At 34.7% G+C, this 12,255-nt stretch carries 9 protein-coding genes and 1 pseudogene; 7 read left to right on the plus strand and 3 right to left on the minus strand.

The annotated features are described in order from the left end of the window. The first annotated feature begins 5 nt into the window (after nt 1-5). The 3 genes from B0A81_RS10600 (at nt 6) to B0A81_RS10610 (ending at nt 2,628) form a co-directional block, all read left to right on the plus strand. On the plus strand, nt 6-1,178 hold the full coding sequence (locus B0A81_RS10600) for a lycopene cyclase family protein (RefSeq protein WP_089058014.1): 1,173 nt from the start codon (nt 6-8) through the stop codon (nt 1,176-1,178). A 17-nt stretch (nt 1,179-1,195) separates the two neighbouring features. Continuing rightward, nucleotides 1,196-1,993, plus strand: coding sequence for a tetratricopeptide repeat protein (locus B0A81_RS10605; RefSeq protein ID WP_089058015.1), 798 nt, complete (start codon nt 1,196-1,198; stop codon nt 1,991-1,993). 224 nt (nt 1,994-2,217) lie between these two features. Next, nucleotides 2,218-2,628, plus strand: coding sequence for a BrxA/BrxB family bacilliredoxin (locus B0A81_RS10610; RefSeq protein ID WP_089058016.1), 411 nt, complete (start codon nt 2,218-2,220; stop codon nt 2,626-2,628). 169 nt (nt 2,629-2,797) lie between these two features. On the opposite strand, the gene B0A81_RS10615 is transcribed toward B0A81_RS10610, so the two are convergent. Genes B0A81_RS10615 through B0A81_RS10625 form a run of 3 tightly spaced genes read right to left on the minus strand, consistent with a single transcriptional unit; the run spans nt 2,798 to nt 8,495 of the window. Then, nucleotides 2,798-4,165 carry a TolC family protein gene (locus tag B0A81_RS10615; protein ID WP_089058017.1) on the minus strand — a complete coding sequence of 456 codons (1,368 nt, stop codon included), beginning with the start codon at nt 4,163-4,165 and terminating at the stop codon, nt 2,798-2,800. Continuing rightward, nucleotides 4,158-7,331 carry an efflux RND transporter permease subunit gene (locus B0A81_RS10620; protein WP_089058018.1) on the minus strand — a complete coding sequence of 1,058 codons (3,174 nt, stop codon included), beginning with the start codon at nt 7,329-7,331 and terminating at the stop codon, nt 4,158-4,160. Before B0A81_RS10620 ends, B0A81_RS10615 begins: the two co-directional genes overlap by 8 nt. A gap of 18 nt (nt 7,332-7,349) precedes the next feature. Next, complete coding sequence (locus B0A81_RS10625; protein ID WP_089058019.1) at nt 7,350-8,495, minus strand: efflux RND transporter periplasmic adaptor subunit; 1,146 nt, start codon at nt 8,493-8,495, stop codon at nt 7,350-7,352. Between the two features lie 319 nt (nt 8,496-8,814). On the opposite strand from B0A81_RS10625, the gene trhO reads away from it, so the two are divergent. From trhO to B0A81_RS10645, 4 genes and pseudogenes are all read left to right on the plus strand, one after another. Continuing rightward, the gene (trhO, locus tag B0A81_RS10630) at nt 8,815-10,173 is read left to right on the plus strand and encodes an oxygen-dependent tRNA uridine(34) hydroxylase TrhO (RefSeq protein WP_089058020.1); all 1,359 of its coding nucleotides are present in this window, start codon (nt 8,815-8,817) and stop codon (nt 10,171-10,173) included. Between the two features lie 23 nt (nt 10,174-10,196). Next, nucleotides 10,197-10,623, plus strand: a pseudogene (gene tnpA, locus B0A81_RS22010) (IS200/IS605 family transposase). Between the two features lie 128 nt (nt 10,624-10,751). After that, on the plus strand, nt 10,752-11,993 hold the full coding sequence (locus B0A81_RS10640) for a peptidase U32 family protein (protein ID WP_089058021.1): 1,242 nt from the start codon (nt 10,752-10,754) through the stop codon (nt 11,991-11,993). Continuing rightward, nucleotides 11,993-12,223, plus strand: coding sequence for a ferredoxin (locus B0A81_RS10645; protein ID WP_089058022.1), 231 nt, complete (start codon nt 11,993-11,995; stop codon nt 12,221-12,223). The genes B0A81_RS10640 and B0A81_RS10645 overlap by 1 nt, the downstream gene beginning before the upstream one ends. Nucleotides 12,224-12,255 lie beyond the last annotated feature (32 nt).

The raw sequence follows: 12,255 nt of genomic DNA on the forward strand, positions 1-12,255 counted from the left end.
TGAGAATGAATTCTTCGCAAATCAAACACTTCGATTACATTTTTACGGGAACTGGACTGGCTGCTTTAATGACAGTTTACAAAATGATTTTAACTGAAAAATTTTCAGATAAATCTATTTTGCTGTTAGATCAAGATTCAAAGAAAAGAAATGACAGAACTTGGTGTTTTTGGGAAAAGGAAGATTCAATTTGGAATCCTATTATTTCAAAACAGTGGGATTTTGCTTTGTTTGCCAATCAAGATTTTAAACGTGATTTAGATCTTAGTCCTTATACATACAATAAAATCAATGGATTAGATTTTTATGATTTCGTTTTTGAAGTTATTTCAAATCAGCCAAATATTACTTTTTCGAATGAGAAAGTTACCGATATAAACGAACTCGAAACTCATGTTTTTGTGGGTACAGAAGAAAATCGATATACAGGCAGCTATTTATTCAACAGTATTTATACAAAGGCTTTCGCCGAAAGTCAAAACAAATATCCCGTTTTACAACAGCATTTTGTGGGTTGGTTTGTGAAAACAGAAACTGAAATTTTTAATTCCGAAAAAGTCACTTTTATGGATTTTTCGGTAGAACAAAAAGGAAATACTCGATTTATGTATATTTTACCGACTTCTACAACCGAAGCTTTGGTCGAATATACTTTGTTTTCGGAGAAAAGACTTTCAACAGCAGAATATGAGAGTGAAATTCAAGTTTATTTAGAAAAACTCGGAATTCATAAGTATGAAATTATAGAAAAAGAACAGGGGAGTATCCCAATGACTTGTTATCCTTTTTGGAAGAAAAACACGAAAAAGGTTTTAAACATTGGAACTGCCGGTGGATGGACAAAAGCAAGTACAGGTTATACTTTTAAAAATTCGGATAAAAAATCTTCAGAATTAGTAGATTTTCTTCAAAATGAGAATTTTAAAATGATAGATTTTCATAAGAAAAGCCGATTTTGGTTTTATGATTTATTGCTTTTGGATATTTTGTATCGTCACAATGAATTAGGAAGTTCTATTTTTTCTTCTTTATTCAGAAAAGGAAATCCACAATTGATTTTTAAGTTCTTGGATGAAGAAACAAGTTTTTTAGAAGATGTTAAAGTTATTTTAAAGTGCCCAAAACTTCCATTTATAAAAGCGTTATTTAGAGTGATTTTTCTTTCAAATAAGTCTTAACGCAAAACTTTAAACCATTGAAAAAAATTATTCTGAGTTTCAGTTTTTTTATTTCCATTTTTTCTTTTGGACAAGTATCAATCAATAAGGTTCGAGATGCTATTGTTGCCCAAAGTCTCGACAGTTGTGCTTATAAATACAATTATGTTTTTCAAATGTCTGAGTGGCAAAGTTGTATTGATGAAGGACTAAAAAAAGACAGCACAATTGCTTATTTGTGGCAGCAAAAAGCAATGCCCTATTTTAAATGTAAGAAATACGAAGTGGGAATGGCTTATTTAGACAAAGCTGTTCTTTATAATAAACAGGAATGGCTTCCTTACAGAGCTTTTATAAAATGCATATTTGCAAAGACCTACAAAAGTGCGATTTCAGATTTTGAAGAATGCACCAAACTTTATGGAAATACTTATGTAATGGATCATACGTATAGTTTTTATATTGGGCTTTGTTATTTGCAATTGAACGAATATGAAAAAGCGGAAAAGCTTTTTGATGATTATGTAAATGATATTTATAAAAACAGACAGCAATTGGAGCATCCAACAGCTTATTTTTATCAGGGAATTGCTAAATATGAACTTAAAAAATGGGATGAAGCAATTGCTATTTTTGATAAGGCAATTAAAATCTATCCCGAATTTTCAGACGCGAAATATTACAAAGCGATTTGCTGGTTGAAACAAGGTAAGTCAAGAGAGGAAGTTGTGGCTTTGGTAGGAATTGCCAGAGAAGATGCCGCTAAAGGGTTTTCTCTTAATGAAGACAATACAGTTTACGAAACCTATCCGTACCAAAAGAAATTCAGTAAATAACAACTGAAAGAAATCAGATTATGTCTTTGTTAACGAGTTTGTTGTGAGTTTTATCGTTTGAAAAATGTATTGTTTTAAGATTTGGTTTTGACTTCCGACTTTATGACTTTACAACTTTTGACTAAATCAATCGAACTATAACAAAACTTTATACTTCAAATTAAGTAGTTGCGAGTAAACTTTGTAACTTTGCAGTTCAAAAGTAAAATTTAAAAATAAAAAATATGTATCCAGAAGAAATGGTAAAACCAATGCAAGCTGAATTAACTGTTGCAGGTTTTCAAGATTTACATAGTGCTGAGGCTGTAGATAATGCTATCAAAGCTGAAGGTACCACTTTAGTTGTTGTAAACTCTGTTTGTGGTTGTGCTGCAAGAAATGCGCGTCCGGGAGCAAAAATGAGTTTAGAAGGTGCTAAAAAACCAGATCATCTTATTACAGTTTTTGCTGGTGTTGACAAAGAAGCTGTTGATGCTGCAAGACAACATATGTTTCCATTTCCTCCATCATCGCCATCTATGGCTTTGTTCAAAAACGGAGAATTGGTTCACATGTTAGAGCGTCACCACATCGAAGGTCACCCAGCTGAAATGATCGCTGAGAATTTGCAAGATGCGTTTAACGAGTTTTGTTAATTTAAGGGACTAAGGTTCTGAGTTGCTGAGGCTCTAAGGTTTTAGGCTCAAAGTGGCAAAGATACAGAGGTACAAAGATTAACAACAAAAGCACTATGAAAATAGTGCTTTTGTTGTTTTATAACGTTTTTAAAATCTCAGTACCTTAGAATCTTAGTAACTTAGAACTTTAGAGGTTCCATCCTCCGCCAAGTGCCTTATACAACTCCACCATTGAGCTTAATTGTCTTTCAGATAATTGAGAAAGGCTTAATTGAGCCTGAAACAAGTTGCTTTCGACATCTAAAACTTCTAGATAAGAAACATAACCGCTGTCGTATCTTTCGTAGGACAGTTTATAATTTATTAAAGCCGCTTTAACTTGTTTGTTGCGCGCTTCCCATTCTTCTTTATACGTTTTGATGTTTTGAATGGATTGCTCTACTTCGGTAACGGCAGAAATATATGTTTTTTGATAGGAAAATTTGAGCTCTTCAGCCTGTTGTCTGTATATTTCAACTCTTCGTTTGTTTCTTCCAAAAGCAAATATTGGACCTGCGATTCCGGCTGATGCATTCTGGGAATAGGAACTTCCTAAAAATAAATTGCTTAAATCGGCACTTGCAAATCCTGCAATTGCGGCAAGGTTTAAAGAAGGAAAACGCATAGCTTGAGCTGTTCCAATTCTTTCATTTGAAGCTTTATACTTTAATTCTGCCGCTTTTACATCTGGTCTGTTTTCTAATAAAGAAGAAGGAATTGATAATGGTATTTCGTTTACAATTCGCAATTCGGTGTTAGATTTTCCTCTTGGAATTTCTGTGGGAAGCTGCCCCGTAAGAAGAGAAATTATATTTTCCTGATAGGTAATTTGTCTTTTGATATTCGGAATAGCAGCTTGTGCTATGGCAACTTGTTGTTCAATTTGCACTTTATCGACCTCAGAGATATAACCGCTTTCAAATCTCTTGCTTATAATGTCATAATACTTCTCTCTAGTAGAAAGAGTGTGTTTTGCAATTTCTAATTGATCGTCAAAGTTTCGCATCTGAAAATAAGCTTTAGCGATGTTACTTACGATATCAGACAGAACAACTTTTCGAGCTTCTTCTGTCGCAAGAAGTTCGTTTTGTACAGCATTATTCTCATGGCGATATCTTCCCCAAAAATCAATTTCCCACGACATACTAGCCCCGACATTCGATGGTGTTAAGTTTTTCTCGTTGCTGTTTATGGTTGCTCCGTATTGAAATGAAGGTAATAAATTTGTTTTAGAATATCCTAATTCTGCTCTAAGCTGATCAATTCTGGCGACTGCAATTTTTAAATCATAATTATTTTGCAGTCCTTTTGTAATCAGATCTTTTAAAACATCATCATTAAATAGATCAAACCATTTTAAGTTGGTTACCGAAGCCAAAGTATCTAAATTTCTTTCGTTTTTATAAGAATCTGACTTTAGCTGTTCTGGTTTAGTATATTTTGGCCCCACCATACAGCCCACCGGTAATAGTGAAAGTATAAATATAACTACGATTATTTTGTATTTCTTAATCATGGTCTGTAGTTTTTGAGTCCATATTATTTTCAGTTGTTACGATCTCATCATCTTTCTTTTTACCGATGTTTTCAATCATTACAAATAAGCCGGGAACAATTAATACACCTAAAACGGTGGCGATTAACATACCGCTGAATACTGCCATTCCCATTACAATACGAGCTTGAGAACCAGCTCCTGTAGCAGTTAATAGCGGAACAACTCCAAGAATGAAAGCAAAGGCTGTCATTAAAATTGGTCGAAAACGAAGTTTTGCAGCGACCATTGCTGATTCATAGAGAGGTTTTCCTTTCTCATATTCTTCTTTGGCAAACTCGACAATAAGAATGGCATTTTTGGCGACTAATCCAATTAACAATACTAATCCAATTTGAGCAAAAACGTTGTTAACATATGCATCGCTTCCAATTCTGGCTAAAAGCAGTCCTAAAAATGCACCAAAAACTGCAAAAGGCGCACCAAGTAATACACTAAAAGGCAGCTTCCAACTTTCGTATTGTGCGGCTAGAATTAGAAACACAAAAACTAACGCCATTATAAATACTGAACTTCCGCCGGGCGAATGTTTTTCTTGATACGAAAGGTTGATGTAATCGTAGCCCATATCTGCCGGCAAGGTTTGCTTGGCGACTTCTTCTAACGCTTCTAGAGCCTGCGCACTACTGTAGCCGTCATTTGGACTTCCGCCAATTTCGGCTGATCTAAACAGATTTAAACGATTCGTGAAATCTGGCCCCATAACTTTTGTCGCCGTAACTAATGTGGATATTGGGAGCATATCGCCATCATTGTTTTTGATATAAATTAAATTTAGATCTTCAGGTTTTACTCTATTAACGGCTTCACCTTGTATGAAAACTTTATATTGACGCCCAAAACGATTGAAATCATTTACATAGCTTCCTCCTAAAAATGCGCCTAATGCTTCCGTAACTTTCGAGACGGGTACACCCAGTTTCATAGCTTTGTCATTATCAATATCAAGTTTAATCTGTGGAGAACCAGCATTAAAAGTGGTGTAAATACGTTTTATTTCTGGTCGCTGCTGAGCTGCAGCTATAAAGGCCTGAGTTTGCTCGGCTAAATATTGCGGACTATTACCGCCTTTATCTTGCAGCATTAAACTAAAACCTGCAGATGCACCTAGACCTTGAATTGCAGGAGGACCAAATCCAAATACAGAAGCAGTCGTTATTTGAGTTGCAAATTTTTTGTTTATTCTGTCTACAAATTGTTTTGAGGTTTCTTCTCTTTCTTCCCAAGGTTTTAATGAAATGAAAACGAAGGCACTATTAGGCTGGTAAGAATTAGTAAGCATACTAAATCCATTTATTGTAGTATAAGAAAGTATTGATTTCTCTTCTTTTAATAAGCTGTCCACTTTTCTAGATACTTCGTCAGTGCGTTGTAATGAAGATGCTGGCGGTAAAGACATATTGACTAACACATAACCTTGATCTTCTTCAGGAATGAATCCTAACGGAATTTTTTTGCCAAGTAATACAACGGCAGCTAGAATAACCGCCAGTAATACAACAATTCGCATTGATTTTTTAGCAAAGAAAGTAGCTCCTTTTATGTATCTGCCTGTTACTTTTTCGAAGATTCTATTAAATCCAGTAAAAAACTTAGCTAACCAGCCTGTTTGTTCTTCGATTGGTTTTGTTGGTTTTAACAACATGGCACATAAAGCGGGACTTAAAGATAAGGCGCTAAAAGCAGAGAATGCTACAGAGACGGCAATGGTTATCGCAAATTGCTGATAAAAACGACCAGTAATTCCAGGAGTCATTGCAACTGGCACAAATACAGCAATCAAAATTAAGGCAATTGCGATTACAGGGCCAGATACTTCGCGCATTGCCTGAATTGTTGCTTCTCGCGGATTTTTTCCTTTTTCGATATGATGAACTACAGCTTCTACCACAACAATGGCGTCATCGACTACAATACCAATCGCGAGCACTAACCCTAAAAGTGAAAGTGTGTTTATAGAAAATCCTAATAACGGGAAAACAGCAATTGTGCCTATTAAAGAAACGGGAACTGTTATTAAAGGAATTAATGTCGCACGCCAGTTTTGAAGGAAAATAAAAACGACCAGAATTACCAGTATAATAGCTTCAAAAAGGGTATGAACAATATCATCAACTCCCGCAGTAATGGCAAGAGTCGTATCTAGAGATTCTTGATATTCTATGTCTTGTGGGAATTTTTCAGACAATTTTTTCATGGTGCTTTTGGCTAGTTCAGCCACTTCAAGAGCATTACTGCCCGGCATTTGATAAACTGCCATTACTGCACTTGGAGAACTGTTACGACGTGCAGATGAACTATAATTTTCAGTTCCCAATTCAATTCTTGAAATGTCACTGAGTAAAACCTGAGCACCGTCTTTTTTACTTCGAACAACGATTTCTCCAAATTGTTTTTCAGTAACTAAACGATCCTGCAGCGTAACACCATAAGTAAATTCGGTTCCGGGCGGAGCAGGCTCAGCTCCAAATTTTCCTCCGGGGCTAATCATGTTTTGAGCATTCAATGCATTTTTGACATCATCTACAGTAACGCCCAGTTTGCTCATTACATCTGCTTTTAGCCAAATACGCATCGAATAATCACTTCCTCCAAAAAGTGAAACCTCTCCAACACCTTTTATACGTGCCAATTGATCTACAATATTGATACTGGCATAATTATTTAAAAATTTAGCGTCATATTTTGGATTGTTTGATGTCACCGTAAATAACATCATCGGGAATGAAAGGGATTTTTTTACCACAACACCTTGTTGCTTTACACTTGCAGGCATAAAAGGTGAAGATTGATTCTGCCTGTTTTGCGTAAGCATATTGGCATTATCCAAATTGGTCCCTACATCAAAAGTTACCTCAATAGTACAAGCTCCATCAGAAGTATTGGTAGATTTCATGTACAGCATGTTTTCTACACCATTTACCTTTTGTTCAATTGGTGTAGCAACAGCTTGTTCAACATTCAAGGCATTAGCTCCTGTAAAACTTGTAGTGATTTTTACAACAGGCGGATTGATGTCTGGGTATTGTGAAATAGGCGTTTTTTGTAATGCCAGTAATCCAAGTATCACAATAATAATACTTATTACAATAGCAACGATTGGTCTGCGAACGAAAAATTCTCCCATAATACTGTGTTGTATAAATTATTTAGCTGCTCCAGCCTCAGTCTGACCTAATTCCCATTGTACTATTTTTGGTGTAATAACACTTCCGTTTTTTAATAATGAAGTGCCTCCCATGGCAATTTTATCTCCAGGTTTTAAACCGTCTTCAATAACGTATCCATCTTTTACAGACGGACCTGGTTTTACAATCTGCATATTGACTTTATTGTCTTTTCCAAGAACATAAACTTGATAAATTCCTTGAACTTCTATTACAGCTCGCTGCGGAATCACGATGGCGTTTTTACGAACATCTGTAAGTAATCCGACTTTTACATATTGGCCAGGACGCAATAATTTATCAGGATTTGCAAATGAAGCTTCAAATGTTATTGCACCAGTAGAAGGATCAATTTGTCTGTCGGCAAAACTAACTCGACCGCTTTCAGGGTAAGTTGATCCGTCTGATAATTTTAAAGAAACAACTGCGCCAGTTCCTTTTAAAGGAGAGTCTGGTTTATTAAATTCTCTAAAAAGACGAAGAAATTCCTGTTCGCTCATTGTAAATCGAACCCTTACATCTCCCAAATCAGAAATTGTATTTAGAACAGATGCCGCGCCGGGTCTCACATAATCGCCGACTCTTACTTTAGATATTCCGATTAGACCTGAAATTGGAGCTAGAATTTGGCAATAACCAAGTTCAATTTTTGAATTTTCTAAAGAAGCTTGTGACGCTTTAATCTGAGCCTGAGAAGCATTATATGCTGATTTTGCCGAAATTAATTCTCTCTGGCTGACAGCATTTATCTTGGCTAATGGAGCAATCATATCTAAGTCAGCCTTGGTTTTTGCCAAACGCGCTTGTGATTCTGCCAATGCTCCTTCAGATTCGTTAACTTTTGCTTTATAAGGTAATGGATCAATGGTATACAATAGTTGACCTTTGGTTACAAAACCACCTTCCTTAAAATTCATACTTATAATAACGCCATCGACTCGCGGATTTATTTGAATATCTGATTGCCCATAAGTTTGTCCAGTATATTCAGATTCAACTTTTACATCCTGATTCAAAACTGTAAGGATTGAGATTTCTAATGGTTTGGGCGCTGGCGGAGTTTCTTTTTTACAGGCTGAAAGAAAGAAAAGGATTAGAATTGCCGAGAGGTAAATTTTGTTCATTTTTAATTTATATTAAGATGCATTAATATTCAACTAATTAAAAACCAATTAAGTCCATAGCTAAGTTAACATTTTTTTAATAAAAAAGTATAAAAAGTGTATTTCATTTTACTTCACGCTGTTTAGTTTGTATTTGTTTGATAATCAGTAATTATTAGGGTTTTTGATAAGTAGTAATTAAAAAACACAGGAATTGATCTGATTATTTAATAAAAAAAACAGATAAAATGTTAATAGAATTTTTAATCTGAAAATAAACCTTATTTTTGCAGCAGATTTAAAAAATCACATATATTCTTAACTTAAAACTGTTTATAGCATGCAACTGTACAACACTTTGAGCGCAGAAGAAAGAGCCATCATGATCGATGATGCAGGTAAACAACGACTTACGTTGTCTTTCTATGCGTATGCAAAAATTGAAGATCCCAAAAAATTTCGCGATGATTTATTTTTAGCCTGGAACGCACTCGATGCTTTAGGTCGAATTTATGTTGCCAATGAAGGAATTAATGCTCAAATGAGTATTCCTGAAGAAAATTTGGAGGCTTTTAGAGCAACTCTTGAAGTTTATGATTTCATGAAAGGCATTCGTTTAAATGAAGCTGTAGAACATGATGACCATTCCTTTTTAAAATTAACTATTAAAGTTCGCCATAAAATTGTTGCAGACGGTTTAAATGATGATACTTTTGATGTAACAAATATTGGCGTTCACTTGAAAGCCAAAGAATTTAATGAAATTTTAGATGATCCAAATACAATAGTTGTTGATTTTAGAAATCACTACGAAAGTGAAGTAGGTCATTTTAAAAATGCTATTACTCCAGACGTTGAGACTTTTAGAGAAAGTCTGCCAATTATCAACGATCAGCTTCAAAATCATAAAGAAGATAAAAATCTGGTAATGTATTGTACCGGAGGAATCCGTTGCGAAAAAGCAAGTGCTTATTTTAAACACCAAGGATTTAAAAATGTATTTCAATTAGAAGGCGGAATCATCAATTACGCTAAGCAAATTGAAGCTGAAGGCTTAGAAAGCAAGTTCATTGGAAAAAACTTTGTATTTGATAATCGTCTTGGCGAAAGAATTACAGATGATATTATTTCGCAATGCCACCAATGCGGAAAACCTTGTGATAATCACACAAACTGCGAAAATGACGGATGTCATTTATTGTTTATTCAATGTGATGATTGCAAAACCGCTATGGAAAACTGCTGTTCTACAGAATGTTTGGAGATTATTCATATGCCTTTAGTAGATCAAGTAAGATTGAGAACTGGAAAGCAAGTTGGAAACAAAGTGTTTAGAAAAGGAAAATCTGAAAATCTAAAATTCAAGCATTCAGGAGAATTACCAAATTCAGCTTTGGGTGCCGCAGAAAAACCAGTTGATATTCGTCAGAAAGTAAAAGTAAAAAAGGTACTTCTTGGAAAAGCAGAACATTACTATGTAAAAGCACAAGTGGCGCAATTTACTATTGAAAACCAAGAGTTAAACAGCGGAGATAAAATCTTAATTTCTGGACCAACAACTGGTAATCAGGAAATGATTTTAGAAAAACTGATTGTCGATGGAGCCGAAACTACAACAGCTAAAATTGGTGATAAAGTTACTTTTGAGGTTCCTTTTAGAATTAGATTATCAGATAAATTGTATAAAATTGTGAATTAGCCAAGTTTTATGCTAATTTATTTATGTTACATTCCTTTATCAAATTATGGATTCATGCAATTTGGGCAGCCAAAAATCGTCAGGAATTAATTGATTATTCAATTGAGAAAAACTTATCCGATTGTATTCGAGAAGAGTTAACTGAACTCGGATGTTCTGTTAGAATCATAAATGGAATGCGTGATAATGTGCCTGTTTTGTTTTTACAAAATCCGCAAAAATCTATTTCAGATATCATAAAATAAATAACAAGGAAGTTCTTCTCATTTTATAAATAGAGGAGAACTTATCCTTGAAAAATTTGCTTGGCAGACTGGCTTTGCAGCTTTCTCTGTTAGTGAATCTCAGTTAGATGCTGCTTACAATTATATAAAAAATCAAAAGCAGCATCATCTTAAGAAAAATGGGAAAGATGAATTTGATGCGTTTCCTGTGGTTTCAACCGCATGAATACAACGGATATCGACAATGATTATTAATACTTCTACGAATAATTTTTAAAATATAGACTATGATATAAATCATAGGAATCTAATCTATAGCCACATTATTTTTGTCATTTGAATAATAAATCAAAAATGACACTTACCAACAAAATTGAACTCATGGCTCCCGCTGGGAACTTTGAGTCACTTCAGGCTGCTTTAGATAATGGTTGTGATTCCGTATATTTTGGAGTTGAACAGCTGAATATGCGTGCAAGATCAACAGTAAATTTTACCATTGAAGATTTAAAAGAAATTGCGAATCGATGTGATGCAAAAAATGTTAGAAGCTATCTTACATTAAACACGATTATTTACGATCACGATTTATCTGTTGTAAAAACATTATTGAACAAAGCCAAGGAAGCCAATATTACGGCGGTAATTGCTTCGGATCAAGCGGTAATTGCTATGGCAAGATCAATTGGAATCGAAGTTCATATTTCAACTCAGTTAAATGTAACGAATATTGAAACCATAAAATTCTACAGTTTATTTGCAGATACAATGGTTTTGAGTCGAGAATTAAGTTTGCGTCAAGTAAAGAATATTACGGCTCAAATTGAAAAAGAACAGATAAAAGGTCCAAATGGAAATTTAGTCGAAATCGAAATTTTTGGACACGGTGCTTTGTGTATGGCAGTTTCGGGGAAATGTTATTTGAGTTTACATTCGCATAATTCATCAGCGAATCGTGGTGCCTGCAAACAAAACTGTCGAAAAAAATATACCGTTATCGATCAGGAAACTGGTTTTGAAATCGAACTCGATAACGAATACATGATGTCGCCAAAAGATTTATGCACGCTGGATTTCTTAGATCAGGTTATCGATTCTGGAATTCAGGTCTTAAAAATTGAAGGACGTGGTCGCGCGCCAGAGTATGTAGCAACAGTTATTAAAACCTATCGTGAAGCTATTGATGCATATTATGATGGAACTTTCTCCAAAGAAAAAGTAACAGTTTGGATGCAGGCTTTAGAAACCGTTTATAATCGCGGCTTCTGGTCAGGATATTATTTAGGTCAGGAATTGGGAGAATGGAGCGCTATTCCAGGATCTGCAGCAACACAGAAAAAGGTTTATGTTGGAAAAGGAACACATTATTTTCCAAAAGCCAACGTAGGACAATTCAAAATAGAAGCGTACGATATTAAAATTGGCGATAAAATTCTTGTAACCGGACCAAGCACCGGCGCTCAGGAAATGATTATTGACGAAATGTTTGTAAATGATCTTGAAGCCGAAAAAGCAACAAAAGGAGACGATTGTACTTTTAAACTTCCGTTTAGAATTAGAATGTCGGACAAATTATATAAAATTGTTGAAGCGTAATGGTTATTGTTACTTTACAAAGAGATAAATGCATAGGCTGTAATTACTGCGTCGAAATGGATCCAGTGCATTTTCAAATGTCAAAAAAAGACGGTAAGTCAGTTTTGATTCATTCTGTAAATGCAAAAGGGTTTTTTACATTAAAATCGCCTAATCATACTATTGTTGAAAGCTGCGAATTAGCGGCAAAAGTTTGTCCCGTTAAGATTATAACGGTAAAAGAGACATAGATATATTCAGTCTAAAAAAAGCTTAAAAAAAC

This window comes from Flavobacterium plurextorum (assembly GCF_002217395.1).
Lineage (GTDB): Bacteria > Bacteroidota > Bacteroidia > Flavobacteriales > Flavobacteriaceae > Flavobacterium > Flavobacterium plurextorum.

Coding starts and splice junctions, on each gene's coding strand:
- B0A81_RS10600 (WP_089058014.1), top strand. CDS start 6: ATGAATTCTTCGCAAATCAAACACTTCGATTACATTTTTACGGGAACT.
- B0A81_RS10610 (WP_089058016.1), top strand. CDS start 2,218: ATGTATCCAGAAGAAATGGTAAAACCAATGCAAGCTGAATTAACTGTT.
- B0A81_RS10615 (WP_089058017.1), bottom strand. CDS start 4,165: ATGATTAAGAAATACAAAATAATCGTAGTTATATTTATACTTTCACTA.
- B0A81_RS10620 (WP_089058018.1), bottom strand. CDS start 7,331: ATGGGAGAATTTTTCGTTCGCAGACCAATCGTTGCTATTGTAATAAGT.
- B0A81_RS10625 (WP_089058019.1), bottom strand. CDS start 8,495: ATGAACAAAATTTACCTCTCGGCAATTCTAATCCTTTTCTTTCTTTCA.
- trhO (WP_089058020.1), top strand. CDS start 8,815: ATGCAACTGTACAACACTTTGAGCGCAGAAGAAAGAGCCATCATGATC.
- B0A81_RS10640 (WP_089058021.1), top strand. CDS start 10,752: ATGACACTTACCAACAAAATTGAACTCATGGCTCCCGCTGGGAACTTT.
- B0A81_RS10645 (WP_089058022.1), top strand. CDS start 11,993: ATGGTTATTGTTACTTTACAAAGAGATAAATGCATAGGCTGTAATTAC.